Source organism: Flavimaribacter sediminis, assembly GCF_019492055.1.
Classification (GTDB): domain Bacteria; phylum Pseudomonadota; class Alphaproteobacteria; order Rhizobiales; family Rhizobiaceae; genus Flavimaribacter; species Flavimaribacter sediminis.
On record NZ_JAICBX010000001.1, the window covers coordinates 461,372 to 487,826 of the forward strand.

Sequence of the window (26,455 nt, forward strand, 5' to 3'; positions counted from 1 at the left end):
CGCAATAATGATAATTTACGAATGGTCCCGAAAGGCATAGCCGGAAGGGATCAAGAGGGAATGCGACGGGTGGACCCAAACAGGGCGCCTTAATCGCAGCCGACCCCGCGACTGTAGAGCGGATAGGCGATCCCGGCCGTTTGTGGGATGCGCGGTGCGCTTAATACGAACGGAAAGCCACTGAAGTGGCGGCGCCATGAACCGACGGACGCCTCTAATCGTCTGCGAATCGTCCGTTTGGCGCCGCCGATTTCGGGAAGGCGAGGGTGAGCCTGGCAGTTTTGTGCTGCCGATCCGTGAGCCAGGAGACCTGCCATTCGTGACGGGCAATGCGCCCGCATTTTGGGAATACGAGCCAGTCACGGAGGTTGCAATGGCTAACAAGACGATCAAGACGCACACAATCGGTGCAGCGGGACAGCGCATCACGATAGCCGTAACGGCTTTGATTGTAGGCGCATTTTTCATTTTCGGAGCGGGTCTGGCCAATTCGGCGGTCCTGCACGACACAGCTCACGACGCCCGCCACGCTTACGGCTTTCCTTGCCACTAAGGAGTAGCTGAAATGATGGTGCGTTATCTTCTTGCCGCCTTGGTGGCAGGACTGATCGCTGGTGTTTTCATGAGCGTCGCCCAGGAAATCAAGGTTACGCCGCTGATCCTGCATGCCGAAGAATTCGAGAATGTCGGCGGGGCCCATGTCGAGCAAAGTTTGGCGCCGCGCGGATCGTCGATCTTGGCGCTTGCAGATTTTTTGAATCCCGTGACCAGTGCACATGCTCACGAGGGTGCAGACGGCGGCTCTCTGTTTGGTCTCGATCGGCTTGGGGGAACGATACTTGCCAATCTCGTTGTGGGAGCGGGCTACGGCTTGATTCTGTTGGCTGCTGTCTTGCTGACGGGAATCCCTATAACAGCGAAAACAGGCGTTCTGTGGGGCGCTGCAGGGTGGTTGACATTCCAGTTTCTCCCGGCGCTTGGCCTTCCGCCTGAACTTCCGGGTTTCCCCGCCGTGGACCTCGCCGATCGACAGGTCTGGTGGATCGCCACGGTCCTTCTGTCGGCAGCCGGTCTGTACTTGCTGGTCGCACGATCCGAGATATGGGCCAAGGTCCTGGGCGTTGTGGTTCTTGCCTTGCCGCATGTTTATGGCGCTCCCCAACCCGAGATCATTAGCAGCGATGTGCCGGCGCTGCTCGCCGCCGAGTTCGCCGTGGCGGCGCTTGCCACGACGGCGTTTTTCTGGGTTGTTCTTGGTCTGCTGATGGGGGCGGCCATGGACAGGCTGGAAGAAGGAGCGTGAAGAAAGGACCGGGGTCGGTTCTGGTCCTCGGCGGCGCCCGATCAGGCAAGTCGCGCTTTGCTGAGAGGCTGGTCGACGCGTCCGGACTAGGCGCTGTCTATGTCGCAACGGCGCGCCTTGGCGAAGACGAAGAAATGACGACGCGTATCGACCATCACCGCGCGCGTCGCGGCCCGGACTGGACGACGCTGGAAGAGCCTCTCCTGCTGCCCGAATTGCTTGTTCGAGAAGCGGGCGGAGACAGGGTGATCCTCGTGGACTGCCTGACGCTCTGGATCACAAATCTGATGCTGGAAGCGTTGGACGTCGAGGCGCGATGCGACGAGCTCGCGGAGCGCGTGGCAAACTTGCCGGGAATCATCATCCTGGTTTCCAACGAAGTCGGCATGGGCATCGTGCCTGAAAACCGCATGGCTCGGGACTTCCGGGATCATGCCGGGCGGCTGCACCAAAAACTGGGAGAGGTGGTCGACGAGGTCTATCTCGTCGCGGCCGGGCTTCCCATGAAACTGAAGGGTTGAGCGCTATGCAAGGCGAAAAAATTCCCGCTACGGTGATTACCGGATTTCTGGGCGCCGGAAAGACGACGATGATCCGCAATATGCTGACCGCCGCCAATGGGCGCCGGATTGCGCTGATTATCAACGAGTTCGGCGACCTCGGGGTCGATGGCGAGGTGCTGAAAGGCTGCGGCATCGAGAATTGCGGCGACGATGACATCGTCGAACTGAACAATGGCTGCATCTGCTGCACGGTCGCCGACGATTTCATCCCAGCCATGGAAAAACTGCTCGAACGCGAGGAAAGGCCCGATCATATCGTTATCGAGACTTCTGGTCTCGCGCTGCCTCAGCCGCTGGTCGCCGCATTCAACTGGCCGGGCATCAAGACGCGGGTTACCGTCGACGGCGTGGTGACGGTTGTCGACAGCGCGGCCGTGTCGGCGGGTCGGTTCGCCGACGATCATGACCGTGTGGATGCACAGCGGCAAGCCGATGAATCGCTTGATCATGAGAGCCCGCTGGAAGAACTTTTCGAGGACCAATTGACCGCGGCGGATCTGATCGTGCTCAACAAGGCCGACCTCCTGGACGAGCCCGGCATAGAGGCGGTGCGGGTCGAAGTCGCCGGTCGCGCCAGCCGCAAGACAGCGATGATTGTTTCGCGCAATGGCGAGGTCTCAAACGATGTGCTGCTGGGTCTTGGTTCAGCGACCGAGGACGAGATCTCCAAGCGCAAATCGCATCATGAAATCGAACATGAGAATGGCGGAGACCACGATCACGACCATGACGAATTCGAAAGCTTCGTGATCGAGTTTGGCGATCTGCCGGATCCGGACGGATTTGCGCGCATGCTTGAGTCCATTATCTCGGATCACGACATTCTTCGGGTCAAGGGCTTTGTTTCGGTGCCGGGCAAGGCCATGCGTCAGGTCATCCAGTGCGTGGGCGCGCGTATGGACCGGTACTACGATCGCCCGTGGAAGTCGGGAGAAGGGAAAAACTCTCGTCTCGTTGTTATTGGACTGCACGACATGGATCGGACAGCTATAACCGAAGCGATCGCACACGCGGCGGGAACACCAGCGCAGGCTTAGACATGCACCTTCTGGTCGCGCAGAAAGGATCGATAGCAGATGGCGACGAGGCGATTGATCTCGCCCAGTCGCCGGCCGACATGATCGTTCTGTCGGCCGCCGATACCGAACTGGCGAGCCTCGCTGAAGCGCGAAAAATGCGCGAAGATGAGGCGCCTCGACTACGCCTTGCCAGTCTGATGCAGCTCAGGCATCCGATATCTGTCGACGCGTATCTGGAAAAGACCGCCGGCCATGCACGGCTTATCGTTGTGCGCGCGCTCGGCGGCGCGAGCTATTTTTCCTACGCGCTGCAGTCTCTTCATGCGCTGTGTTTCGAACGCGGCATTGCGCTGGCGGTGCTTCCAGGCGACGACAAGCCGGATCCCGGGCTGCTGGAATACGGAACCCTGCCTCACGCAGATGCAAATGCTCTCTGGTCATATCTCGTTGAGGGCGGGATCGAGAACGCCGGCCGCTTCCTGGATTTCGCCAGAGCACTGCTCACAGGAGACGAGAAGCCTGGACCTGCGGTTCCGCTATTAAAAGCTGGCCTCTGGTGGCCGGGGCGAGACATTCGCCATGTCGATGACATCATCGACACTGGATCGGAGAAGGCTGTTGCGGCGATATGCTTTTATCGGGCGCTCGTGCAAGCGGGGCAGACGAAACCCGTCGAAGCTCTGATCGATGCGTTGCAGGAACAAGGCCTGCAGCCCATGCCGATTTATGTTGGCAGCCTCAAGGACCCGGTTTGTGCAGCTACGGTCAGCGCGCTTTTCGAAGCCGCTCTGCCAGACATCGTCATCAACGCAACCGGCTTCGCCGTCTCGTCGCCGGGCGGCGATCGGCGCCCGACCGGGCTGGAATCGACCGGCGCGCCGGTTCTCCAGGTTGTGCTGTCCGGATCGACAGTCGAGAGTTGGCAATGCTCTGCGCAGGGGCTTACGGCGCGTGATCTGGCGATGAATGTGGCGCTGCCCGAGGTCGATGGCCGGATACTGTCGCGCTCCATCTCGTTCAAATCGGCCGGTATATGGGACGAGGCGGTCGAGACCAACATCGTCACGCACCAACCGGTCGCTGATCGAGTCGCATTTGCGGCCCGGCTTGCCAGGAGTTGGGCGCAACTTCGCCGCAAGCAGCCTCAGGATCGCCGTGTCGCGCTCATTCTTGCCAATTACCCCAACAGGGACGGCCGGCTCGGCAACGGCGTCGGGCTCGATACCCCGGCCGGAACGGTCGTAGTTCTGAACGCCATGCGACAGGCGGGTTACAATGTTGACGCGGTTCCCGCCGACGGCAACGCGCTGATGAACCTGCTGATGGCGGGTCCTACAAATGCGGCGATCGACGCGCGCGAAATCCGCGAGACGCTACCCTTGGAGGCCTATCGTCTTTTCTATGACGCGCTGCCGGACAAGATCCGGAAGGAAGTCGCCGACCGCTGGGGCGGTCCAGAGCGCGATCCCTTCTATCGCGGAGGCAGTTTCGCTCTTCCACTGATGCGTCTTGGCGAGACCGTGATCGGCGTCCAGCCGGCGCGCGGGTACAATATCGATCCGAAAGAGACCTATCATTCGCCGGATCTTGTTCCTCCGCATGGCTATATCGCTTTCTATGCCTGGCTGCGTGACAGTTTTGGCGCGGATGTCATCGCGCATATGGGCAAACACGGTAACCTTGAGTGGCTGCCGGGAAAGGCGCTGGCGCTGTCCGCCGAATGCTGGCCGGACGCGTTGCTTGGCCCGACGCCGCATGTCTATCCTTTTATCGTGAATGATCCAGGCGAAGGGACACAGGCGAAACGGCGCACGGCCGCTGTTATCATTGATCACCTGACGCCGCCGCTTACGCGTGCTGAATCCTATGGCGCGCTGAAGGATCTTGAGGCGCTTGTCGACGAATATTACGAGGCTTCCGGCAGTGATCCGCGTCGCCTAAAGCTCTTGAAATCCCGTATTCTCGATCTTGTCCGCGATATCGGTCTTGATTTGGACGTAGGCATCGCGGGTGGCGACAGTGACGATGCGGCGCTCGAAAAGCTGGACGCCTATCTGTGCGATCTCAAGGAAATGCAGATCAGGGATGGTCTGCACATTTTCGGCAAATCTCCGGAAGGACGGCTGCTTGATGACCTTGTCACCGCTCTTGTGCGGGTTCCAAGAGGTGCGGGAGAAGGCGCTGACGCAAGTCTGCAGCGGGCGATCGCAGAAGATCTGGGCCTCGACTTCGACCCGCTCGATTGTCCAATGGGCGCGCCCTGGGAAGGGCTGCGCCCGGACCTACTCGCGCGACAATCCGACGATGCCTGGCGCACGAATGGCGATGCCGTGGAGCGGATCGAACGGCTTGCGACCGGGCTCGTCTCCGGTTCTGTTTCTTGTCCTGTGGAGTGGGGCGCCACAAGCGCGGTGCTGCGTGGCGTCAAGGATGCGGTAAAGCCATCGGTGCGCGCTTGCGGGGCGGCGGAGTTAGGGGGCTTTTTAAAGGCGCTCTCCGGCCGTTTTGTCGATCCGGGACCATCCGGCGCGCCGACGCGCGGCAAGCCGGAAGTTCTGCCCACAGGCCGCAATTTCTATTCCGTGGACAGCCGTAGCGTGCCGACGGAAACCGCCTGGGAACTTGGTCGCAAATCCGCCGAGATGCTGATTACCCGCTATACACAGGACAATGGAGAATGGCCGACATCCTTCGGGCTCACCGCATGGGGCACATCGAACATGCGCACCGGTGGCGACGACATCGCACAGGCCCTGGCGCTGATTGGCGTCAAGCCACTCTGGGACAGGTCTTCCCGCCGTGTGACCGGATTCGAGATCACGCCGATCGCCAAACTCGGCCGGCCGCGCGTCGATGTGACATTGCGGATCTCCGGCTTCTTTCGCGACGCCTTCCCGGATCAGATTGCACTGTTCGACAAGGCGATCCGCGCCGTTGGCGCGCTCGATGAAGATCCCGGCGACAATCCGGTCGGCGCGCGCATGATGGCGGAACAGGCATCCCTGGAACAGGCAGGAGTGAGTCCGGATGAAGCGCTTCGGAAATCGGGCTTCCGCGTCTTCGGTTCGAAACCCGGCGCCTACGGCGCTGGATTGCAGGCGTTGATCGATGAAAGAGGCTGGCAGTCGGACGAAGATCTTGCCGAAGCTTACAAGGTCTGGGGCAGCTACGCCTACGGCGCTGGCGTTGAAGGCGAGGGGGATCGAAAGGCGCTCGATCGCCGGCTGGGCACGATCGAGGCCGTCATCCAGAACCAGGACAATCGCGAACACGACCTGCTCGACAGCGACGACTACTACCAGTTCGAAGGCGGCATGACGGCGGCTGTGAAGTCTGTTGCTGGCGCGCGTCCGACGGTCTATCACAACGACCATTCTCGCCCGGAACGACCCGTGATCCGGACGCTGGAAGACGAGATCGGCCGCGTGGTGCGCGCCCGTGTCGTCAATCCGAAATGGATCGCGGGGGTTATGCGGCACGGTTACAAGGGCGCATTCGAGATCACGGCGACAGTTGACTACATGTTCGCCTTTGCTGCGACCACAGGAGCGGTTCGTGACCATCATTTCGATGCGGTCTACGAGGCTTTCGTCGTGGATGAGGCGGTTCGCCAGTTCATGCAGGAAAACAACGGCGCCGCTTTCCGTGAAATAGCGGACAGATTGCTGGAGGCGATAGAACGCAAGCTCTGGACACCGCGGTCGAACTCGGCACAATTCGCACTGGAGGAAATCACCGGCATGCAAGAACGGGAAAACGCCCATGGCTGACAAATCGGACAAGCTGAAAGCGATGACGGAGGAGGAACTTGACGCCCGTCACGCTGAAAAGATGCGGAAGAAAAAAGCCGCCCGGGACAAGATAATCGCCACCAAGACAGTGGAGAAAGGATTGACGATCGTCCACACGGGCAAGGGCAAGGGCAAATCGACGGCCGCCTTCGGCATGGTGTTTCGCGCGATCGGCAACGGCATGAAGGTCGGCGTCGTGCAATTCGTCAAGGGCAAGTGGGGCACCGGTGAGCGCAAGGTTCTGGAAGCTTTTCCCGACCAGGTGACTCTTGCGACGATGGGCGAGGGTTTTACCTGGGAAACTCAGGATCGGCAGCGTGACATAAACGCGGCGCGCCAGGCCTGGGAAAAGGCGAAGCAGATGATTCTCGACGACGAGCATGACATGGTGCTGTGCGACGAACTGAACATCGTGCTGCGCTATGACTATTTGCCGCTCGAAGAAGTGCTGGACGTTCTCAGCCTGAAGCCGCCGATGAAGCATGTGATCATCACGGGTCGCAACGCAAAGGATGAACTGATCGATTTTGCCGATCTCGTAACTGAAATGGAAGTCGTCAAACATCCGTTTCGTTCCGGTGTGAAGGCGCAGGTCGGCATCGAATTCTGATAGACAAAAACGCGTTCGCCGTGTCGTGGATGGGGCGTTTAACGCCGCCTTTGTGTTTGACGCCAAAGTTTGCGAGGCCTACAAGGGTCGACAGCGTGTGACGGCGTCCGATGCGATCGGGCTGCGAGAAATTTCGGTGAGGCCGACCCATATCGGGGGTCAATTCCGGAGCTGTCCAGACCGGTGCGGCGGCGTGTGTCGCCGGGGCGTTTCGTGCACGAACCAACGCCGCCTGGAGACCTTCTATGACACGCACATTAGCCGCAACAATTTTAATTGCATCGCCAGTGCCCGCTTTTGCCCATATGGGACATTTGGGCGAGGTCGCCGGGCATTCGCACTGGATTGGCCTTGCAGCGGCTTTGGGCGCCGCCGCCATCGCGGCCATTGCTCACAAGGCTGGCAAGAAACAGAAGTCTGAAGAGGAATCCGATGCGGAGACCGAGGTGGACGGCGCGGAAGAGGCCGCGGCGTGACACAGGAAAAAATCGGCATCATGGTCTGCGGCCACGGCAGCCGCAACCAGAACGCCGCGCGTGAATTCGCCAAGGTCGCCGAGGGATTGAAGGCGCGCTATGAAGGCACGCCGGTAGAATATGGCTATCTCGAATTCTGCAATCCGGTGATTCATTCGGGTCTCGACCGCCTGCGGGAGCAGGGCGTCACGCGTGTTCTGGCTGTGCCAGGCATGTTGTTTGCGGCCGGTCACGCCAAGAACGATATTCCATCGGTGCTCAATACCTATCAGGCGGCGCATCCGGACATCCGTATCGATTATGGCCGCGAACTCGGCGTTGATCTGAAGATGATCCGGGCCGCCGGCGAACGCATCCGCGAGGCGATCGAGGCTGCCGACGAAGAGAAGGAATCCATCCCTCGTCACGAGACGTTGCTGATGGTTGTCGGTCGCGGCGCTTCTGATCCGGACGCAAACTCCAACGTCGCCAAGGTCATGCGCATGCTGTGGGAAGGCATGGGTTTCGGCTGGGGCGAAACCTGCTATTCCGGGGTGACCTTTCCTCTCGTCGAGCCGGGATTGCGCCATGCCGCAAAGCTCGGTTACCGGCGCATTGTCGTGTTCCCCTATTTCCTCTTCACCGGGGTGCTGGTGAAGCGGATCTACAACTACACCGACGTTGTCGCCGCCGATCATCCGGAGATCGATTTCGTCAAGGCGGACTATCTCAACGATCATCACCTTGTCCTTGATACGTTCCAGGATCGTGTCGAGGAAACACGGGCCGGGCAGGCGGTGATGAATTGCCAGATGTGCAAATACCGCGAACAGGTTCTCGGTTTCGAGGCGGAGGTGGGTGCCGCCCAGGAAAGCCATCACCATCATGTCGAGGGAATCGGCGGCGGACTTGAGAACTGTCCCTGCGAAGGCGACTGCGATGCGTCATGCCGCAACGAGGATTTCTGCCGCAAGCATGGCCTTCCCTTCACGCCGCTGCACCATCATACGCACGATCACGATCACGATCACGATCACGATGACGGTCACGGACATCACCACCACCATGATCACGAACACGATCATCACGATCACCACCATCATCCCTATCCCCATGCGGATCATCCTCATGGGCCAAAGTCGATGGAGCGGGGCAAATAATGGTGGAAGCCGCGATGGACTACATCCGCGATCCGCAGGAGATCTATCGCGAAAGCTTCGCCACGATCCGGCGTGAGGCGGATTTGTCTGGTTTTCCCGGGGGGTTAGGCGAGATCGCTGTGAGAGTGATTCACGCTTGCGGCATGGTCGACATCGTCGATGATCTGGTCATGACGCCCGACGCCGCTGAGGCGGGTCGCGCGGCGCTCGACAACGGATGCGCGATCATCTGCGATGTCGAAATGGTCCGACACGGTATTATGCGCCGGCTTTTGCCGAACGAAACAGAATTGCTCTGCAATGTCGGATCGGAAGCGGCGGCGCAACTGGCTTTCGAAAGGGAGACGACCCGGTCCGCCGCGGCCATCGAATCGCTGAGCGATCGATTGCCGGGCAGCATCGTCGCCATCGGAAACGCCCCGACGGCTCTCTTTCATTTGCTTGAGTTGCTGGACCGCGGATTGTCCCCGCCAGCGCTTATTGTCGCAGCTCCGGTCGGATTCGTCGGCGCAGCGGAATCCAAGGAATCTCTGATCGCTGACGCAGGCGCCATACCCCACGTGGTCGTCAGAGGGAGGCGTGGCGGCAGCGCCATGGCCGCAAGTATCGTCAATGCTATTGCCGGAGGGCTGAAGACTTGCACATGAAACAGACATTGAAGCCGTGGTTGACCATCGTGGGGATTGGCGACGACGGAATTGCAACGCTGACACCGCAGGCCATCGAACTGGTCAAGCAGGCCGAGACCCTGGTGGCGCCTGAGCGGGTTCTTGAAAATCTCGATCTGGCTGCGCTAGGGCTGACTGAAGCCGAGATAGTGCCATGGACAATGGGCGTCGGTCCGACGCTGAAGTTCCTCGAAGAACGTCGCGGCCGCCCGGTCACCATCCTTGCAACGGGCGACCCGATGCATTTCGGCATTGGCGCGACGATGCGGCGCAAGCTTGCGGCCGAAGAAATGCAGGTGATCCCTTCGCCGTCCGGCTTCTCGCTGGCTGCGGCGCGGCTGGGCTGGTCGCTTTCCGACGCCGCCTGCATTTCCTTGCACGGACGCGCTGTTGTCGGGGTCCACCCGCATATCCTGCCGGAGAACCGCATTGTGACGCTGACTTCCGTCGCGCGCACAATCCATGAAGTGGCGGATATTCTGGTTGCTCGCGGCTATGGCCGTTCGGTGATGACCGTGCTGGAACATATGGGCGGCAATCGCGAGAGGACGGTGAAAGTCACCGCAGACGAGGTCGGGCCATACGATCCGGACAACCCGAAATTCGCCGATTTCAACGTACTCGGCGTCGAATGCGTTGCCGGCGAGAGCGCTGCGCTTTATCCGACAGTGCCCGGACTGCCCGACGAGGCCTTCATCCATGACGGGCAACTGACGAAATCGGAAATGCGCGCAGCGACCCTTGCCGCGCTGAAGCCGTGTCCTCTGGCGCTGCTTTGGGATGTCGGAGCCGGTTGCGGGTCGATCGCCATCGAGTGGATGCGCGCGGCCCGTGGAGCAAAGGCGTTCGCTGTCGAGGCGAAGCGCGAGCGCGTTCGGATGATCGCCGACAATGCCGCTGCACTCGGAACACCACGTATCAAGGTATTCACCGGCGAAGCCCCGGCCGCGCTGCAGGATCTGGACCGGCCGGACGCGGTCTTCATCGGCGGCGGCGTCACGGATGAAGGGGTATTTGAAGCCTGCTGGGAAGCATTGAAGCCGGGCGGGCGGCTGGTCGCCAATGTGGTGACGATCGAGGGGGAAACCCGTCTTGCAGACCTGCATCGCGCCCATGGCGGAACGATGAGAAGGATAGCCGTATCGCGTCTTGAGAAGGTCGGCGGATTTTCTGGTTGGAAGCCGCTGATGCCGGTCACGCAATGGGCCGTCGACAAACCGCTGGAGAGCGAATGACAGGCACGCTTTACGGTCTCGGCATTGGTCCGGGCGATCCGGAGCTTCTGACGCTCAAGGCGCATCGCGTTCTGGGCGCGGCTCCGGTCGTCGCCTATCCACAACCTGATACGGGGCCGAGTTTCGCGCGCAGCATCGTCAGCGAATACATTCGTGAAGACCGGATCGAATATCCGATCGTCGTCCCGATGCGAACAGAGCGATTTCCCGCAAAAGCCGTCTATGACGAAGCGGCGCGCGACCTGTCCGTCTATCTGGATGAGGGAAGGGATGTCGCGGTCCTTTGTGAAGGCGATCCTTTTTTCTATGGCTCCTTCATGTATCTCTATGAGCGGCTGGCGCAAAGCTATCCCTGCGAGGTGGTTCCGGGGGTTTCGTCCATGATGGCGGGAGCGGCTGCTCTCGGCCGGCCGCTTGCTGCGCGCAACGATATCCTGACTGTCGTTCCGGGCACCCTGCCGGACGAAGAGATCGCCACCCGCCTGGGTATGTCAGACGCAGTCGTGATTATTAAAATAGGCAGACATTTCAATCGTATAAAGAGCTTGCTTGAGAGCCTGAATCTGGTGGCTCACGCCGGTTATCTGGAGCGTATTTCGCTCGGTGAGCAGCGTATTCTTCCGCTTTCCGACATGACAGCGGACGCCCCCTATTTTTCGATGATCCTGATCTACAAGGGCGCGGAAGACTGGGTCGCCTCGTGGCCGATAGCCCGTACGGAGCACGCCGATGCGCATTGAGGTTTCACCCGCAGTCATCGTGTTGAACAAGACAAGCGTTTTGTCCGCCCGCAAGCTTGCAGAAGAATTAGGCGGAGAACTGCACGGACCAGCGAACCGTGTGGCCGAGGCGGATATGCGCTTCGATGAAGCCGCCAAGCATGTCAGGGATCTCTTCGAGGCGGGCCGGCCGATCGTCGCCTTCATGGCGTCAGGGGCGCTGATCCGCATTCTCGCGCCTGTTCTTTCGGACAAGCTCAGCGAGCCGCCCGTCGTCAGCCTGTCCGAGGGCGGGCGCAGCGTTGTTCCCCTGCTCGGCGGCCATCATGGAGCGAACGATCTGGCGAAGCGCGCCGCTGCAATTCTCGATGGCCATGCAGCTGTGACGACGGCCGGAGACCTCAGGTTCGGCGTCGCGCTCGATGCGCCGCCAGAAGGATATCGTCTGGTCAATCCGCAGGAGGCAAGAGGCGTCATGGCCGAGCTTGTGGCTGGCCAATCCGCCAGGCTGACCGGCGAGGCGGAATGGCTGGCGCAATCGAAAATCCCCTTCCAGGATGACGCGGCTGTTCGGTTGACTGTCAGCGACACGATCATCGAACCGGAATCGCTGGAACTCGTCTATGCGCCAGCGACACTTTGCATTGGCGTTGGTTGCGAGCGCGGCGCGGAAACCGCGGAAGTCATTGCGCTGATCGAGCGGCAGCTTGCCGATAGCAATTTGTCTCCCGATGCAGTATCCGGCCTCTACTCGATGGATCTCAAAGCCGATGAAGTCGCCATTCATGCCGCAGCAAGGCATTTCAATGCGCCTGCCCGTTTTTTTACGGCGACGGAGCTGGAGGCGGAAGCTGGTCGGCTCGAAAATCCGTCCGAAACCGTTTTCCGGGAAGTCGGGTGCCATGGCGTGGCGGAAGGCGCAGCGTTGGCGGCTGCCGGCTACGAGGCCGAGCTGATTGCGCCGAAAGTCAAATCGCAACGCGCGACATGCGCAATCGCCCGTTCGCCGCAACCCGTCCTGCCGGCCATGCGGGGCTGGGCGCGCGGCCAGTTGTTTGTCGTTGGCATCGGACCCGGCTCCGCCGAATGGCGTTCGCCGGAAGTCTCAGGAATGGTCGGGCAGTCAACCGATCTTGTCGGCTATTCGCTCTATCTCGATCTGCTTGGCCGGCTTGCCGAGGGCAAGCAGCGTCACGATTTCGATCTCGGCAAGGAAGAGGCGCGTGTGCGTCATGCGATGGAACTGGCTGGCGCGGGAAACACGGTCTCTCTGGTGTGTTCGGGAGACGCGGGCATCTATGCAATGGCGACCCTGGTGTTCGAACTTCTGGATACGGGCGAGGGGTTGAGCGACGCAGCGCGACGCATCGCAGTCGAGGTGTCGCCGGGTATTTCGGCGCTGCAGGCGGCGGCTGCCCGCATCGGCGCGCCACTGGGCCATGATTTCTGTACGATATCGCTGTCAGACCTGCTCACGCCGTGGGAATCGATCAAACGGCGCGTCAAAGCCGCCGGCGAGGCCGATTTCGTGATCGCCTTCTACAATCCTGTTTCAAGGCGTCGTCGAACGCAGCTCGCCTGGGCGCGGGACGAATTGCTCAAGGTCCGTCCCGCCGACACGCCGGTTGTGCTGGCCACCAATCTCGGACGCAGTGGTGAAACGGTGCGCGTCGCACCACTGGCTAAGCTTGATGTCGACGATGTCGATATGCTGACTGTCGTCATTGTCGGCTCCTCCATGAGCCGCACGGTCAAGACGGGCGACGGTCGCTCGTGGGTCTACACGCCGCGCGGATACGCGGCGAAACCCGACAGCACCCTCAAACCGAAAGCGGCCTTGTCATGACCGTCTATTTCATCGGAGCGGGTCCGGGTGCGCCGGATCTCATTACCGTTCGCGGCCTGCGACTGGTCGAGCGCTGTCCGGTCTGTCTCTATGCCGGTTCTCTGGTTCCTGCAGAGATCGTCGCGGCGGCGCCTCCGGAAGCGAGGGTCATGGATACGGCGCCGATGCATCTTGACCAGATCATGGAAGAGATAACGCAAGCCCAAGCGCAAGGCCAGGACGTTGCCCGCGTACATTCCGGAGATCCCTCCATCTATGGAGCGATTGCCGAGCAGATGCGCCGTCTCGATGATCTGGAGATCGATTACGAGGTCGTGCCGGGCGTGCCGGCGTTCGCCGGCGTCGCGGCAAAACTGAAAACCGAGCTGACCCTGCCGGAAATCGCCCAGACTGTGATTCTCACACGCACCGGCATGAAGGCGTCGTCCATGCCGGAAAGAGAGACTCTGGAAATTCTCGGCCAGTCCGGCGCGACGCTGGCGATCCATCTTTCCATCCGAAACATGGATTACATCCGCGAAGCACTGGCGCCGCATTATGGCGAAGACTGCCCGGTGGTGGTCGCCTATCGGGCGACTTGGCCGGACGAACTCTACATCCGCACGACGCTCGCGGAGATGAAGGCGCAGGTGCGAAAGGCGAAACTTACGCGCACGGCGTTGATCATGGTGGGTCCGGTACTGGGTGAGGCTCAGTTTCGTGATTCTTCGCTCTACGATCAGGAATTCACCCATGTGCTGCGCAACGCAGGCAAGAAGAAGCTGAGAGCCTAGTCGATGGCCGAAAGCAACGCGTCCACCGTTGCGAAAGTCGCCCCGGGCTGCGGGACGGGCCGCGCAATCATGATGACAGGAATTCCAAGCTCGCGCGCAGCCTGGATCTTTTCGTACGAACCGCCGCCTGAGTTCCGTGAAACGATGCAAGTCACCGAACGTGATCTGAAGAGTTCGATCTCATCCGCGACTGTGTCGCCGGGGCGTCCGATGACCAACTCGCAAGAGGCAAGCGGCGGAGCTTGCCTCGGTCGATCCACCATACGCACGATGAAATGCGCGTCGGCCCGCTCTGCGAATGCGCCGATGTGCTGGCTGCCCAGCGCCAGGAAAGCGCGCCCGCCTTCGGGGACTGCCAATGCGGCTTCGTTGAGCCCGCCGACTTCGACCCAGCGATCGTCGGTCCGGCGCTCCCATGCGGGACGCAGCAGCGTAAGTAGGGATATCCCGATGCGGCTGGCGGCTTCTACGGCGTGCAGCGACATGGTTTCGGCAAATGGATGCGTTGCATCGATCACTGTGTCTATCCCTTCATCTCGGAGAAACGTCGCTAATCCTTCCACCCCGCCAAAACCGCCTATGCGCCATTCGCCGGCGCCGGTCAGCGGCTTCATTGTGCGTCCGGCCAATGACGAGACAACCCGCAAACCCTCTCTTCGGCAAAGCTGCTCGGCCAGGTTGGAGGCTTCCCGCGTTCCACCCAGTATCAAGATCGCTCTAGGGCGTTCGGGCAAGGATCTTTCCTTCCCGGTCGACAATGATCACGTCGACGTCGATGGATGCGCCGCGCAGGGTCGCAAGCGCCGTTTCGCGCGCTTTTTCGGCGATTGGCGCGGCAAGGTCGACTTTATTTTGATGTGCGATTTCAAGGGCTTCTTTCGCAGTGTTGGCGTTCTGAATCCTGTCCTTCAGACTTTGATTCAACCCGGCGTCGACTGCGATTTCCGACAGGAACTGCATATCAACTTGGCTGCGGCTCGAATGCAGGTCGAGCGCGCCGCGGGCAAGCTTGGCAAGCTTCGCGAAACCGCCGGCGATCGTCACCCTTGGGATCGGATGTTTGCGCAGATATTTCAGAAGCCCTCCCGCGAAATCGCCCATGTCCAGCATGGCGATATCCGGCAGATCGCTATACACTACCCTGGCGGCGTCCTCCGAGGTCGAGCCGGTTGTTCCGATGACATGAGTCAAACCGGCGGCGCGGGCGACGTCGACGCCGCGGTGGATGGAGTGAATCCACGCGGAACAGGAGAACGGCTGGACGATGCCTGTCGTACCCAGGATCGACAGACCATCGACAATGCCCAGCCGCGGGTTCCAGGTTTTTTGCGCCAGCGCTTTGCCTTCCGGGATCGAGATGGTGACCTCGAGATCCGCCGGCAAATCGTGTTCGAAACAAAGCTCTTCGACAACGCCGCGTATCATGCGTCGGGGCACGGGATTGATCGCCGGTTCGCCGACGGCCACCGGAAGCCCTGCCAGGGTGACCGTGCCTACGCCGTCGCCAGCCAAGAAGCAAACGCCGCTGTCTGGCGGCAGGAGCCGAACGCTGGCGATGACCGTCGCCCCGTGTGTGACATCCGGATCGTCGCCGGCGTCCTTGATAATACCCGCAGACGCATAGCCGTCTCCCAGGCTTTCGAAGGCGAGCGTGAATTCGGGTTGCTGCCCCTTTGGCAGCGTGATCGATACGGGATCGGGGAATTCGCCTGTGAGCAGAGCGGTGAGCGCCGCCTTTGCGGCTGCGGTCGCGCATGCGCCTGTTGTCCAGCCGCGTCTGAGCGGCGGGCCGTTGTCGACGCTATTGTCATTGTCCGCCAATCCGCGTTTCATACTGGCGTTATAGGTTACACTGCGACGGCGGGAAAGGTGCAGGAATACGGAGACTGCAATGGATGAATGGCTACCGCATCTTCCCGTCATGGAAGCGGGAACCGTCTGGTTGGCCGGCGCGGGGCCTGGTGATCCGGGTTTGCTGACGATGCATGCGGTCAACGCTATCCGGCAGGCCGACGACATCGTCTATGACGCTCTCGTCAATGCTGATTGTCTCAGGCTTGCGCGGTCCGACGCGACCCTGGAATACGCAGGCAAGCGCGGCGGCAAGCCGTCGGCCAGACAGGCTGACATCTCGCTGCGTCTGGTGGAGCTCGCAGGGCAGGGCAAGAAGGTGCTGCGTCTCAAGGGCGGCGATCCTTTTGTGTTCGGGCGCGGCGGCGAGGAAGTTTTGACACTCGTCAGGCACAACATTCCGTTTCGCATCATTCCGGGCGTCACGGCCGGGATTGGCGGTCTCGCCTATGCGGGCATTCCGGTGACGCATCGCGAAGTCAATCACGCCGTGACATTCCTGACAGGACATGATTCCAGCGGCGTCGTTCCGGACAGGATCGACTGGGAAAGCGTTGCCAAAGGTTCTCCGGTCATCGTCATGTACATGGCCATGAAACATATCGGACCGATCGCGAACCACCTGATAGCGGCAGGCCGCTCCAGGGACGAGAAGGTCGCGGTTGTTTGCAATGCGACGACAGCGCAGCAACAGGTTGTTGAAACCACGCTGGCGCAGGCGGAAGAAGACATTGCGCTCGCCGGGTTGTCGCCGCCTGCCGTCGTCGTGGTCGGCGCGGTTGTCGGCTTCCGTGACATGATGAAGTGGCTGGGTAAAGGCGCGACCTGATGGCCGGGCTTCTTATCGCCGCCCCCATGTCGGGTTCCGGCAAAACGACGTTTACGCTTGGCTTGCTCAGGGCATTTAAACGAGATGGCGTTGCAATTGCCCCCGGCAAGGCCGGTCCGGATTATATCGATCCAGCGTTCCATGCAGCGGCCAGCGGCGAGCCATGCCTCAACTACGATTCATGGGCGATGCGTCGCGATTTGCTGGAGGCGCAGGCCGGCGCGGCGGTCGCCAAGGGCAGGTTGCTCGTGATCGAGGCGATGATGGGGCTCTTCGACGGAGCCGCCGACGGCAGCGGCTCGGCCGGCGATCTTGCCGCATTATTGCGTCTGCCGGTCGTCTTCGTGGTCGATTGCGGTCGAATGTCTCATTCGATCGCGGCGCTCGTCGACGGTTTCGCACAACATCGCGCCGAGGTGATGATAGGCGGCGTAATCCTCAACAATGTCGCAAGTCCCAGGCACGAAACGATGCTGAGACAGGCGCTCCAAGCCATCGGCATGGATGTGTTCGGGGTTATCCCAAGGGATTCAAGGCTCGAACTGCCTGAAAGGCATCTTGGACTGGTGCAGGCCGGCGAACATGTTTCGCTCGAAACATTCATCGAGCACGCGGCCGATTTGGTCCACGCGAATTGCGACCTGAATGCGCTGCGCGCTGCGGGTGGAAGTCTCGGCGCGTCGCCGTCGGAAACCGCGACCGACCGCCTGCCGCCGCCAGGTCAGCGCGTGGCCATTGCGCGCGATGACGCCTTTGCCTTTACCTATGCCCATATCCTTGACGGGTGGCGCAGGCAGGGCGCCGAATTAGCGTTCTTTTCTCCGCTCGCCGACGAGGCCCCGGATGAGACTGCCGACGCGATTTATCTTCCGGGCGGCTATCCGGAACTGCACGCGGGACGCCTTGTCGCCGCAGGCCGGTTTCGTGAAGGCGTCCGCCGGGCCGCGACACAGGGTCGAAAAGTCTATGGAGAGTGCGGAGGCTATATGGCGCTCGGCGAAGCCCTGATCGATGCAGAAGGAGAAAGCCATGCCATGCTCGGGCTTCTTCCGCTCGTCACCAGTTTCGCCGAACGCAGACTGCATCTTGGCTATCGACGTATCAAACCGCTTTCGGATTTCTTTGAGGCGTCGATGACGGCACACGAGTTCCACTACGCAACGATCGTGTCGGAAGCCGAAGACGGCCGCCTGTTTGAGACGACGGACGCGCTTGGCGTGGAACTCGGTCGTTGCGGGTTACGGCGTGCCAGCGTTGCAGGGTCTTTCATGCACATCATAGACATGGTGGAAACGCAATGAAGGCGGCGACTGTCGAACATGGCGGCGGGCTTTTTGCAGCTTCCCGGCTTTATGGCGGCGCTCCGTCGGACTGGCTGGATCTGTCGACCGGCGTCAATCCGGTTCCAGCGCCGCTGCCTGCGATTTCACCAGATGTGTGGAACCGGCTTCCTGATGACGATCTCATGCATGAAGCCTGCAATAGCGCGGCGCGGTATTTCGGTCTTCCGCCGGGCAAGACGCCGTTGGCCGCGCCTGGGTCGCAGAGCGTTATCCAGCGCCTTGGGCTTCTGGGGCGGGGCAAGGTCGCGATACTGGGACCAACCTATGCGGAATACGAGCGCTGCTTTGTCCGTTCCGGCAATCCGGTCGCGATTGCGCCGTCGCCGGACGCGCTTTCCGGAGACGAGCGCTTCGTCGTGGTGGTCAATCCGAACAATCCGGACGGGCGCACGTTTCATCCGACGCAGCTTGAAGCCTTGGCCTCGGACCTTGTCCGACGCGACGGCTGTCTGATCGTGGACGAAGCCTTTTGCGATCTGTCGCCAGAGCTGAGCATGGCCCCTTACGCGTCGATCACAGATGGCGTCCTGGTGCTGAGATCCTTCGGCAAGTTTTTTGGTCTTGCCGGCCTCAGGCTCGGATTCGTCATCGCGCAGCAGTCGATCCTCGAGCGTTTCCGGAAAGCTTTAGGGCCATGGGCGGTGTCCGGACCGGCGTTGGCGATCGCCGCCGCGATTTATGATGACGCCGAGCTCGTTCACAGGATTAGATCGGACATCCAAAAGCTTCGCGAAAAACTCGGAGACATACTCGTCGCTTGCGGATTGGAAATTGTCGGCGGCGCCGATCTGTTTACGCTCGTTCGGCATGACCGCGCGGACCAGCTATTCGAGCGTCTCTGCGGACATCATATCCTCGTTCGCAAATTCGACTATGAACCGGAATGGTTGCGGATCGGCCTTCCGCGGGACGAGGCGGCGCGCTCCCGACTGCAATCCGCTCTGGCCGAAGCTCTGGGGATTTGACTTCGACATGGCTACCCGCTTCCTCATCCTTGCGCTTGCTTTGGTCCTTGATCGCCTGATCGGCGACCCGGACTGGCTGTGGAGGCGATTGCCGCATCCGGTAGTCCTGTTCGGCAAGGCGATCGATCGCTGCGACGCCGATCTGAATGACGACGAAGACAGTGCAGAAACCCGTTGGAGGCACGGCGTTTTCGCGATCGCAATTTTGCTTGCCGCAAGCGCCTTTGTCGGTCTGGTGCTCACAGCCATATTCTACAGTCTCGGCGTTGCCGGCGTCATTCTGGAAATTGCGGCCCTTTCCATCTTCCTTGCTCAGAAAAGCCTGTCAGAGCATGTCGGAAGGGTCGCGAACGCCCTGCAATCCGGCGGATTGGATGAAGCCAGACGCGCGGTCTCGCAGATTGTCGGGCGCGATCCCGAGGGGCTCGATGCGCCGGCGATTGGTCGCGCAGCCATAGAAAGCCTCTCCGAGAATTTCTCGGACGGCGTGGTGGCTCCGGCTTTTTGGTATCTCATCCTCGGTCTTCCGGGACTACTCGCCTACAAGATGCTCAACACGGCGGATTCGATGATCGGTCACAAGGACGCACGACATTTGCATTTCGGCCGAGCCGCCGCCCGGCTGGATGATGTCGCAAACTGGATTCCGGCCCGGATGTCAGCTGCTTTCCTCGTACTCTCGGCGGCGATCCGCCTTGGACCGAAATCAGCACGCAGAGCGGCAGGCGCTGTTCTGCGCGACGCCGGATTGCATCGCTCCCCGAATGCCGGCTGGCCGGAAGCCGCCATGGCCGGCGCGCTGGGCGTCGCTCTGTCCGGTCCGCGCAGCTACGGGAAGACGCCCGTGATGGAGCCCTATCTGAATGCCAAGGGACGCGCCGACGTTGTTGTCGGCGATGTCGACTGTGCGTTGATGCTCTTTGGCTGGAGTTGCTCTCTGATGTTCCTTGTCGCGGCGCTTCCGACCTTTTGCGAAATGCTCGCCTGACAGCCAAAGACCGAAATTGTGACATATGCCACATTTCGAATAATTTACCGGCTTTAGAAAGAAAGCCGTTACCTTTATTCGGTATTGGTTGTTATCTATTACTGTAAATAGGTGCAATAATAAGAAAAGATCTCGATGATATGCCTATCTGAGCGCATATCGAATAGTGAAAACTGATCAAGGAGCAGGGGGACTGCAAATGTTCAGATATGTGCTGGCGATCGTCGCCGGACTGGCCATTGTGCCTTTTCAAACAGCTATCGCCGGAGCAACAACGCTGATGGCGCAAGTAGATCTGTCCAGGCAGGAAATGGTGGTCACCCACAGGGGGCAGGTCAAGTACCGCTGGAAAGTATCGACAGGTCGCGGTTCCTACCGCACGCCGACCGGATCATATAGCCCCAAATGGCTGTCGAAGTATCACAAGTCCCGCAAATACAACAACGCGCCGATGCCATACGCGATCTTCTTCCGTGGCGGTTACGCAGTGCACGGGACGAACGAGATCAGTCGCCTTGGACGCCCGGCGTCACACGGATGCGTGAGACTTGATCCAAAGAACGCGGCCACCCTCTTCTCCCTGGTGGAGCGCGAGGGGTTCAACAACACGCGGATCATCATCACTCAATAGACGGTTTTTTGCGACCTTGACCGCTCGGCCTGCGCGAATTCCGCATGCGGGCCGGGAGGGGCTGGCCGGGTTTGCGGCGGCGCACATGCACCGGCCACTGCCCGTTCTTCTCGAAATATTTCCTGGCGCGCGCGAGCTGCTGTGGGTCGATACGAAATCCTCTCGGATCGCCCCAGCGATCGTGGAACCACATCCACTGTCCGGGATATTCCCTGATCCAGCTCTCGACCTTGTCGTTTACGATCTGCGACGCCGCCTGGACATCGACATTTCCGTCGCTGTCCCTTGGCATGGTGATCGGTTCCTCAATCTCGAGTCGGAAGCGATCATTCTCAATCCGGATGCATCGGGCCGGAAAGACCTCGCAGTCGAAATGACGCGCCAGCTTCGCCAGTAGCGGATTGGCGATTACATCGCGTCCGAAGAATTGCACTGTCGGGCCTTTTCGGAACTTCTGGTCGACGAGCAGTCCCACGCCTCGGTTTTCCTCCAGAACGCCAGCAAGATTCCAGGCGGCGCCTGCCCGCGACGGCACAAGGTTGCCCATATGCGTGCGACGGGCGGCCAGCAACTTGTTGGCGATGTATCGGTTGTTCGGCGGACGGAACAGGGCGGTGACGTTCAGGCCGTATCTGGCTGCGATCGCCGGCAGGAGTTCGAAATTGCCTGTATGCGCAGTAAACACGATAAACGGACGCGGACGTTCGACGAGATCGAGAAAACGATCGATGCCCTCGACCTCGATGAGGCCGCCCTGACCGGTGTCGATGCCGCTGTCGATCAACTTGTCGATGAGGATATACTCCGCCATCAGGCGGGCCATGTTCCCCCACATGTCAAGCGCGATCGCCTCGCGTTCCTCTTCTGATTTTTCGGGAAATGCGAGTTCCAAGTTTTGCAGGGCGAGTTTGTGCCTGTGTGTCCGCGGGCCGATCTTGCGCGCCATGTAATCTGTAAAACGGATTGCCTTGCGAGCAGGCAGCTTTTTCAGAATCCCGAGTGTCGCAAAGACCAACTGCGCAACCAGCCACTCCTGGATTTTAATAAGAGTGACAATCGATTGTCGGAGTGTTGGATTCACGCGTCTTTATCCATTCTCAAAATGATTTTTCCGAACACCTGTCGGCTTTCCATTCTGGCGAGCGCGGTGTCGATATCCTCTGGCTCGACTTCCGTGTCGATGACGGGATGAACAATGCCGCGGGCCATCTTTTCCATGGCGTCGGCCAGATTTTCCATCCGGCAGCCGAAGGATCCGATAAATCTGAGCTGCTGCTGGAAAAGCTGCATGAGATTGACCTGCGTCGACACGCCCGATGTCGAGCCGCAAGTCACAAGCCGACCACCGCGTTTCATGCACAGCATTGAGCCGGCCCAGGTGTCCGCGCCGACATGTTCGAAGACTACGTCCACGCCCTTCTTCTTCGTGAGCTTGCGAACCGCTCCCTCGAACCGGTCTTCGCGGTAATTGATGACGTGATCGGCTCCGAGTTCCCGCGCTTTTTCCACCTTGTCGTCTGAACCCACGGTCGTGATGACAGTGCATCCCGTCTTTTTGGCAAGCTGGATTGCGGCGGAGCCGATGCCGGAGCCCCCGGCGTGAACCAGTATGGTTTCGCCCGGCTGCAGTTTGGCGTTGTCAAAAAGCATGTGTTCGACGGTCCCGAATGTAATGGGCGCGAGCGCAGCTGCCACGCCGTCGATACCGGGCGGCGCGGGCACGAGTTGGCGCGCCAGTACGTTGATTTTTTCCTGGGCGAAGCCGTCAAGGTGAAACCCGTGGACGCCGGCCACGTGTTCGCAAAGATTGTCCCGGCCTTCGCGGCAGTGTTTGCAGAGGCCACAGGTGCGCGCGCCATATATCGAGACAAGTTGTCCCGGCAGAACATTCGAGACGCCGGGGCCGATCGCCTCGACGGTGCCGGAGGCTTCCGCGCCGATTACCAGTGGAAGCTTGCGTTTGGCGAACGCCATGCCGCGCCAACCCCACACATCGATGTGGTTGAGCGCTACGGCGGCGATCCTGAGCGTGACTTCTCCAGGACCGGGTTCGTCCGGCGGAGCAATGTCGGTCAGTTCCAGTTTGCGATCGTCGATAAGCTGCAATGCACGCATACGGCGGCGTTTCCCCGGCTATTCGGAATTGGCTTTGTTTCGAAACCGCGTTTAGGCCGGTTCAGCCGCCATGACAAGACATGCATTCTGTCCGCCGAAGCCAAATGAGTTGGAAAGGACGGTGTTCACCGCTTTTTCCCGTTTCACATTCGGCACGACATCGAGTTCGATGGCAGGATCCGGATTTTCGTAATTGATGGTCGGCGGCAGCGTTCCGGTTCTGATCGTCATCAGCGAGAAGATCGCCTCAACCGCGCCGGCTGCGGTCAATGTATGGCCGATCATCGACTTGTTGGACGATACCGGAATGTTTGGCAGATGGTCGCCGAAGACCGTCGACAGCGACAGATACTCCATCTTGTCGTTCTCGGGCGTCGATGTGCCATGCGCGTTGATATAGTCAATGCCGGATTCATCGATGCCGGCGTCCGACAGGGCCGCCTGGACGGTGGCGATCGCCGGACCGCCGTCGGGTGAAGAGCGGGTCCTGTGAAAATGGTCGGCCTTTTCCCCGTATCCTTGGACGATGCCCAAAACATTCGCGCCGCGCGCCTCCGCGGCTTCCAGCGATTCCAGTACAAGGGCGGCGCCGCCCTCGGCGATGACGAAACCGTCGCGATCCTTGGTGAAGGGTTTCGACGCCTTTTCAGGAATGTCGTTCTGAGTTGACAGGGCCGAAAGCAGCGAAAATCTGACCAGCGCCTCGACATTGACCGATCCGTCGGTCGCGACCGTCAACGCCTTGTCCGTGCGTCCCTGGCGGATCGCGTCGACGCCGAGCTGGATCGCCGTCGCGCCGGAAGCGCAAGCTGTGGACAGGGTTACGGGGAGGCCGCGCGTGCCGTATACTTCGGCCAATCGCTCGGCGATGGCGCCAAAGAGGGCCGAGCGGGTCAGATCCTTGTGCGGGCGCGCGCGCATCGCCTTCAGAAAAATGTCGTAGGCGTTGTCGGTTTCCTCTGCGAAACCATATTCGTCGGCCAGTCGGAACCGGTGATCCCATTCATATTCGACGGGAGGCGCGGCCAGGAATAGCGGGCCGCCGAACTCGCCTGTGACGCCGGCTTCCTCGAGCGCTTCACGGGTCGCGGATTCAGCCATGGCGAAGGAGATTTCGCTGGCGTAGTTCGGCGTATCCATGAAATCGACCGTGCCGCTGATGCGGGTCGAAAGGCCCTCGGTCGGAAACCGCGTTATTTCGTGTATCCCGGAAACGCCGTCGGTGAGGGCCTTCCAGTTGTCCTGCTTGCCGCGTCCGAGGGACGTGACGATGCCCATGCCGGTCACGGCAATGATCGGACGGTTCAGATGATCTCTGTATTTACTGGCGGTCATGACCGTCTCCGCTGACAATGCGCCCGCAGTCTTAGGGGCAAATTGGGTCCAGATTTAGAGGTCCGCTGCGAGACCGGCAAGACCTTCGCCGTGATAGAAACCCACCGAGGTGACAACCGCCCGTTGGGCGGCCTTGTCCATTACGCCTTCGCAGACCGGATCGAACCGCCCATAGCGACCTTGCGAACCGAGCGCCATCGCCGCCAGAGCGATTCCGATCGGGAACTGGGCTTCCAGGCTGTGACCGATCACGCCGGAATAGCCGCGCAGAAGTCCTGATCCATAGCGCTTGTCAAGGAAAGCCTTTTCGCGTTCCGTCAGATCATGTGCGCCGGAAGCACCCGACATGACGAGCGTGTCGGGACTGTCAGGCGCATCAATGATGTCGGCCATCCGCTCGAGCCGGCTTTCCATCCGACCTTCGTCGCGTTTGCCGCGATCACCCTCTACCGCGTCGATCCGCGCATGGATGGTTGCGCCGCGCGCTTCAGCGTGAGCGCGTGATTCCAGCACCAGAAAGGCGGACGCCGAACCGGTGATAATCCCGCCGGTGTCTCCCGTGCGCTCCCACAGCGGACGCCAGGACCCCTGTTCGAGCGTTTGCATGCCCTCATAAACAAGGTGCATGTCGGGTCGCTGCGCGTTGTAGGCGCCGCCGACCAGCGCATGGGACGTCTGGCCTGCGCGGATGCGTTCAAAAAGCGTGGCGACGGCCGAGATGCCGGCGCTTTCTTCGCCCATGAATGTCCGCGACGACCCGGTGACCTTGTGGACGATGGAGATATTGCCGGCGAGGAGGTTCGACAATTGCGCCAGAAACAGCGTTGGCCGCAACTCGGTCGTCAGCTTTTCATTCAGCACCATGTCGCGGTCGTTACGCTTGGCAGCCTCGTTGACGATCATTGTGTCGACGGAGATGTCGCGTTCGCCTCCGCCGGCTGCCACCACCATGTCCATCGTCGAACAGGCGTCGAGGTCCTCCTTCAGTCCGGCGTCGTCAAGCGCCAGCCCGGCCGTAAAGACGCCAATCCTTTGCCAGTTTTCCATTTGCCGCTGGTCGCCGCGCCGCGGGATCTGATCCGACCAGTTGATCTCGGGAAGAGGGTGCACGGGGTATGGCGCAAAGCTCTCGGTGTCGAGAACCGGCTCTACTGTGTCGTCGTTTGTCAGCGCGGACAGGTGGGCCTGCCTGCCCACGCCCAGTGAACTGACTATTCCTATTCCGGTGATGACAACATCGTTTTCGGCTTTGGTCATGATCCAGTCCCGCTGTTCACCGCTTTTCCTGCATTGCCGCCATCAAGCCAATTTCCGCTGCACGGTACCGAACGACGTCGGCGAGGCTTGTGATATCGAGATGTGGGTTGTTGTCGAAATCGACAGTGCGCAGTTTCAACTGTGCGTCACATATGCGCTTGCCGCTGCTCGCGATCTTTGCTTTCGTGACGACGTATCCCGACCCTTCATGCTCGAGGAAGGCTTCGATTTCCAGTTCCGTCTGCGGCTCGACGAAGGTTCGCAGCTTGGCGCTGTCGACAGACATCAGAAACGGCATCGCGGCGAAATTGTTGGTCGCCAGCACCAGCATGCCGCTGGCCTGCGCCATGGTCTCGATCAGAAGAACTCCGGGCACGAGCGGCATTCCCGGGAAATGACCTTCGAATACGGGGCTCTCCGCAGGCGTGGTGGAGCACGCCGCAAGCTTGCCGGCGGCGACGTCAACCATCGTCACCCGATCGATCATCTGGAAATATTCGAGATACATTCGCTGTGCCTGGCGCCGCCTATGATCCGGTTCTGACGGCGGTAATCAACCGTCAGGCTTTTGCCGCGCGCAACTCGTCAATCTTGGCGCAGAGATTCTTCAGGACGAAATATTCTTCAGTGCCGACCTTGCCGTCGTTGACTTCCTGCGTCCACTTTTCAAGTGGAATCTTGATGCCGAATTCCTTGTCGATGGCGAATACGATATCGAGGAAGTCCAGGCTGTCTATTCCAAGATCGTCAATCGTGTGGCTCTCCGGTGTAATGGTGTCCCGATCGATCTCGCTCGTCTCGGCGATGATGTCGGCAACCTTGTCGAATGTGGCAGACACGCTCATATCCTTGTTCTGGGTATTGTCAGCGGAGAGCTATAGAAAAAACGGATGCAAAAGCCAATGGCCTGTTGTCCCTTTATGCGAAGAACTTTGGGCTCGGCGCGGTGTATTGCGTTCCGCAGCAGTGTTCGACCGACCTGGCGGCATTGTGCCCCAA

The 26,455-nt window shown here is 60.3% G+C and carries 25 protein-coding genes, 1 pseudogene and 1 riboswitch; of the genes and pseudogenes, 18 read left to right on the top strand and 8 right to left on the bottom strand.

What is annotated here, in order from left to right; translation table 11 throughout:
• Positions 1 to 5: 5 nt before the first annotated feature.
• A riboswitch (cobalamin riboswitch) is annotated at positions 6 to 332 on the top strand.
• Positions 333 to 373: 41 nt separating this feature from the next.
• The 13 genes from K1W69_RS02215 to cobM all read left to right on the top strand — a co-directional run bounded on the left by K1W69_RS02215 (position 374) and on the right by cobM (position 14,142).
• A complete protein-coding gene (locus K1W69_RS02215) occupies positions 374 to 553 on the top strand; it encodes a CbtB domain-containing protein (protein ID WP_220226698.1) in 180 nt (59 codons plus the stop codon).
• A 12-nt stretch (positions 554 to 565) separates the two neighbouring features.
• Positions 566 to 1,303: a CbtA family protein gene (locus tag K1W69_RS02220; RefSeq protein WP_220226699.1), complete on the top strand. Its 738-nt coding sequence runs from the start codon at positions 566 to 568 to the stop codon at positions 1,301 to 1,303.
• Positions 1,300 to 1,824 carry a bifunctional adenosylcobinamide kinase/adenosylcobinamide-phosphate guanylyltransferase gene (gene cobU, locus K1W69_RS02225; RefSeq protein ID WP_220226700.1) on the top strand — a complete coding sequence of 175 codons (525 nt, stop codon included), beginning with the start codon at positions 1,300 to 1,302 and terminating at the stop codon, positions 1,822 to 1,824. Before K1W69_RS02220 ends, cobU begins: the two co-directional genes overlap by 4 nt.
• A gap of 5 nt (positions 1,825 to 1,829) precedes the next feature.
• On the top strand, positions 1,830 to 2,903 hold the full coding sequence (cobW, locus tag K1W69_RS02230; protein WP_220226701.1) for a cobalamin biosynthesis protein CobW: 1,074 nt from the start codon (positions 1,830 to 1,832) through the stop codon (positions 2,901 to 2,903).
• A gap of 2 nt (positions 2,904 to 2,905) precedes the next feature.
• Complete coding sequence (cobN, locus tag K1W69_RS02235; RefSeq protein WP_220226702.1) at positions 2,906 to 6,655, top strand: cobaltochelatase subunit CobN; 3,750 nt, start codon at positions 2,906 to 2,908, stop codon at positions 6,653 to 6,655.
• Positions 6,648 to 7,286 (top strand): cob(I)yrinic acid a,c-diamide adenosyltransferase, encoded by a 639-nt coding sequence (cobO, locus tag K1W69_RS02240; RefSeq protein ID WP_220226703.1) that lies wholly within the window; start codon positions 6,648 to 6,650, stop codon positions 7,284 to 7,286. Before cobN ends, cobO begins: the two co-directional genes overlap by 8 nt.
• Positions 7,287 to 7,531: 245 nt before the next feature.
• Positions 7,532 to 7,762, top strand: coding sequence for a DUF6732 family protein (locus tag K1W69_RS02245; RefSeq protein ID WP_220226704.1), 231 nt, complete (start codon positions 7,532 to 7,534; stop codon positions 7,760 to 7,762).
• A gap of 20 nt (positions 7,763 to 7,782) precedes the next feature.
• Positions 7,783 to 8,901 (top strand): sirohydrochlorin chelatase, encoded by a 1,119-nt coding sequence (locus tag K1W69_RS02250; RefSeq protein WP_220227803.1) that lies wholly within the window; start codon positions 7,783 to 7,785, stop codon positions 8,899 to 8,901.
• A 14-nt stretch (positions 8,902 to 8,915) separates the two neighbouring features.
• Positions 8,916 to 9,548, top strand: coding sequence for a precorrin-8X methylmutase (locus K1W69_RS02255; protein ID WP_258570773.1), 633 nt, complete (start codon positions 8,916 to 8,918; stop codon positions 9,546 to 9,548).
• On the top strand, positions 9,545 to 10,804 hold the full coding sequence (gene cbiE / locus K1W69_RS02260) for a precorrin-6y C5,15-methyltransferase (decarboxylating) subunit CbiE (protein WP_220226706.1): 1,260 nt from the start codon (positions 9,545 to 9,547) through the stop codon (positions 10,802 to 10,804). Before K1W69_RS02255 ends, cbiE begins: the two co-directional genes overlap by 4 nt.
• Complete coding sequence (gene cobI, locus K1W69_RS02265) at positions 10,801 to 11,544, top strand: precorrin-2 C(20)-methyltransferase (RefSeq protein ID WP_220226707.1); 744 nt, start codon at positions 10,801 to 10,803, stop codon at positions 11,542 to 11,544. The genes cbiE and cobI overlap by 4 nt, the downstream gene beginning before the upstream one ends.
• Positions 11,534 to 13,369, top strand: a complete 1,836-nt coding sequence (gene cobJ / locus K1W69_RS02270; protein WP_220226708.1) for a precorrin-3B C(17)-methyltransferase — start codon at positions 11,534 to 11,536, stop codon at positions 13,367 to 13,369. The genes cobI and cobJ overlap by 11 nt, the downstream gene beginning before the upstream one ends.
• Complete coding sequence (gene cobM / locus K1W69_RS02275) at positions 13,366 to 14,142, top strand: precorrin-4 C(11)-methyltransferase (RefSeq protein WP_220226709.1); 777 nt, start codon at positions 13,366 to 13,368, stop codon at positions 14,140 to 14,142. The genes cobJ and cobM overlap by 4 nt, the downstream gene beginning before the upstream one ends.
• Here the strand turns inward: cobM and K1W69_RS02280 are convergent.
• The gene (locus K1W69_RS02280) at positions 14,139 to 14,876 is read right to left on the bottom strand and encodes a cobalt-precorrin-6A reductase (protein ID WP_220226710.1); all 738 of its coding nucleotides are present in this window, start codon (positions 14,874 to 14,876) and stop codon (positions 14,139 to 14,141) included. The genes cobM and K1W69_RS02280 overlap by 4 nt on opposite strands.
• Positions 14,860 to 15,963 carry a cobalt-precorrin-5B (C(1))-methyltransferase gene (locus K1W69_RS02285; RefSeq protein WP_258570774.1) on the bottom strand — a complete coding sequence of 368 codons (1,104 nt, stop codon included), beginning with the start codon at positions 15,961 to 15,963 and terminating at the stop codon, positions 14,860 to 14,862. Before K1W69_RS02285 ends, K1W69_RS02280 begins: the two co-directional genes overlap by 17 nt.
• 70 nt (positions 15,964 to 16,033) lie before the next feature.
• On the opposite strand from K1W69_RS02285, the gene cobA reads away from it, so the two are divergent.
• The 5 genes from cobA (at position 16,034) to K1W69_RS02310 (ending at position 20,749) form a co-directional block, all read left to right on the top strand.
• Positions 16,034 to 16,822, top strand: coding sequence for a uroporphyrinogen-III C-methyltransferase (gene cobA, locus K1W69_RS02290; RefSeq protein ID WP_220226712.1), 789 nt, complete (start codon positions 16,034 to 16,036; stop codon positions 16,820 to 16,822).
• Complete coding sequence (locus K1W69_RS02295) at positions 16,822 to 18,123, top strand: cobyrinic acid a,c-diamide synthase CobB (RefSeq protein WP_220226713.1); 1,302 nt, start codon at positions 16,822 to 16,824, stop codon at positions 18,121 to 18,123. The genes cobA and K1W69_RS02295 overlap by 1 nt, the downstream gene beginning before the upstream one ends.
• A complete protein-coding gene (cobD, locus tag K1W69_RS02300; protein WP_220226714.1) occupies positions 18,120 to 19,130 on the top strand; it encodes a threonine-phosphate decarboxylase CobD in 1,011 nt (336 codons plus the stop codon). Before K1W69_RS02295 ends, cobD begins: the two co-directional genes overlap by 4 nt.
• Positions 19,131 to 19,137: 7 nt before the next feature.
• A complete protein-coding gene (gene cbiB / locus K1W69_RS02305; protein WP_220226715.1) occupies positions 19,138 to 20,118 on the top strand; it encodes an adenosylcobinamide-phosphate synthase CbiB in 981 nt (326 codons plus the stop codon).
• A gap of 199 nt (positions 20,119 to 20,317) precedes the next feature.
• Positions 20,318 to 20,749 (top strand): L,D-transpeptidase, encoded by a 432-nt coding sequence (locus K1W69_RS02310; protein ID WP_220226716.1) that lies wholly within the window; start codon positions 20,318 to 20,320, stop codon positions 20,747 to 20,749.
• A 172-nt stretch (positions 20,750 to 20,921) separates the two neighbouring features.
• Here the strand turns inward: K1W69_RS02310 and K1W69_RS02315 are convergent.
• The 6 genes and pseudogenes from K1W69_RS02315 to K1W69_RS02340 form a co-directional block, all read right to left on the bottom strand.
• Positions 20,922 to 21,830 (bottom strand): annotated as a pseudogene (locus K1W69_RS02315) (lipid A biosynthesis lauroyl acyltransferase); the annotation flags it as partial.
• The gene (locus K1W69_RS02320; protein WP_220226718.1) at positions 21,827 to 22,864 is read right to left on the bottom strand and encodes a zinc-binding dehydrogenase; all 1,038 of its coding nucleotides are present in this window, start codon (positions 22,862 to 22,864) and stop codon (positions 21,827 to 21,829) included. The gene K1W69_RS02320 and the pseudogene K1W69_RS02315, both read right to left, overlap by 4 nt.
• Before the next feature lie 51 nt (positions 22,865 to 22,915).
• Entirely contained in the window at positions 22,916 to 24,199 is a 1,284-nt protein-coding gene (locus tag K1W69_RS02325) for a beta-ketoacyl-ACP synthase (RefSeq protein ID WP_220226719.1), read from the bottom strand.
• A gap of 54 nt (positions 24,200 to 24,253) precedes the next feature.
• Positions 24,254 to 25,456 (bottom strand): beta-ketoacyl-ACP synthase, encoded by a 1,203-nt coding sequence (locus tag K1W69_RS02330; protein ID WP_220226720.1) that lies wholly within the window; start codon positions 25,454 to 25,456, stop codon positions 24,254 to 24,256.
• Between the two features lie 16 nt (positions 25,457 to 25,472).
• Positions 25,473 to 25,964, bottom strand: a complete 492-nt coding sequence (locus K1W69_RS02335) for a 3-hydroxyacyl-ACP dehydratase FabZ family protein (RefSeq protein WP_220226721.1) — start codon at positions 25,962 to 25,964, stop codon at positions 25,473 to 25,475.
• 52 nt (positions 25,965 to 26,016) lie between these two features.
• Positions 26,017 to 26,301 (bottom strand): acyl carrier protein, encoded by a 285-nt coding sequence (locus K1W69_RS02340; protein WP_220226722.1) that lies wholly within the window; start codon positions 26,299 to 26,301, stop codon positions 26,017 to 26,019.
• Between the last annotated feature and the right edge of the window lie 154 nt (positions 26,302 to 26,455).

Coding starts and splice junctions, on each gene's coding strand:
- K1W69_RS02215 (WP_220226698.1), top strand. CDS start 374: ATGGCTAACAAGACGATCAAGACGCACACAATCGGTGCAGCGGGACAG.
- K1W69_RS02220 (WP_220226699.1), top strand. CDS start 566: ATGATGGTGCGTTATCTTCTTGCCGCCTTGGTGGCAGGACTGATCGCT.
- cobW (WP_220226701.1), top strand. CDS start 1,830: ATGCAAGGCGAAAAAATTCCCGCTACGGTGATTACCGGATTTCTGGGC.
- cobN (WP_220226702.1), top strand. CDS start 2,906: ATGCACCTTCTGGTCGCGCAGAAAGGATCGATAGCAGATGGCGACGAG.
- cobO (WP_220226703.1), top strand. CDS start 6,648: ATGGCTGACAAATCGGACAAGCTGAAAGCGATGACGGAGGAGGAACTT.
- K1W69_RS02245 (WP_220226704.1), top strand. CDS start 7,532: ATGACACGCACATTAGCCGCAACAATTTTAATTGCATCGCCAGTGCCC.
- K1W69_RS02250 (WP_220227803.1), top strand. CDS start 7,783: ATGGTCTGCGGCCACGGCAGCCGCAACCAGAACGCCGCGCGTGAATTC.
- K1W69_RS02255 (WP_258570773.1), top strand. CDS start 8,916: ATGGACTACATCCGCGATCCGCAGGAGATCTATCGCGAAAGCTTCGCC.
- cbiE (WP_220226706.1), top strand. CDS start 9,545: ATGAAACAGACATTGAAGCCGTGGTTGACCATCGTGGGGATTGGCGAC.
- cobI (WP_220226707.1), top strand. CDS start 10,801: ATGACAGGCACGCTTTACGGTCTCGGCATTGGTCCGGGCGATCCGGAG.
- cobJ (WP_220226708.1), top strand. CDS start 11,534: ATGCGCATTGAGGTTTCACCCGCAGTCATCGTGTTGAACAAGACAAGC.
- cobM (WP_220226709.1), top strand. CDS start 13,366: ATGACCGTCTATTTCATCGGAGCGGGTCCGGGTGCGCCGGATCTCATT.
- cobA (WP_220226712.1), top strand. CDS start 16,034: ATGGATGAATGGCTACCGCATCTTCCCGTCATGGAAGCGGGAACCGTC.
- K1W69_RS02295 (WP_220226713.1), top strand. CDS start 16,822: ATGGCCGGGCTTCTTATCGCCGCCCCCATGTCGGGTTCCGGCAAAACG.
- cobD (WP_220226714.1), top strand. CDS start 18,120: ATGAAGGCGGCGACTGTCGAACATGGCGGCGGGCTTTTTGCAGCTTCC.
- cbiB (WP_220226715.1), top strand. CDS start 19,138: ATGGCTACCCGCTTCCTCATCCTTGCGCTTGCTTTGGTCCTTGATCGC.
- K1W69_RS02310 (WP_220226716.1), top strand. CDS start 20,318: ATGTTCAGATATGTGCTGGCGATCGTCGCCGGACTGGCCATTGTGCCT.
- K1W69_RS02320 (WP_220226718.1), bottom strand. CDS start 22,864: ATGCGTGCATTGCAGCTTATCGACGATCGCAAACTGGAACTGACCGAC.
- K1W69_RS02325 (WP_220226719.1), bottom strand. CDS start 24,199: ATGACCGCCAGTAAATACAGAGATCATCTGAACCGTCCGATCATTGCC.
- K1W69_RS02330 (WP_220226720.1), bottom strand. CDS start 25,456: ATGACCAAAGCCGAAAACGATGTTGTCATCACCGGAATAGGAATAGTC.
- K1W69_RS02335 (WP_220226721.1), bottom strand. CDS start 25,964: ATGTATCTCGAATATTTCCAGATGATCGATCGGGTGACGATGGTTGAC.
- K1W69_RS02340 (WP_220226722.1), bottom strand. CDS start 26,301: ATGAGCGTGTCTGCCACATTCGACAAGGTTGCCGACATCATCGCCGAG.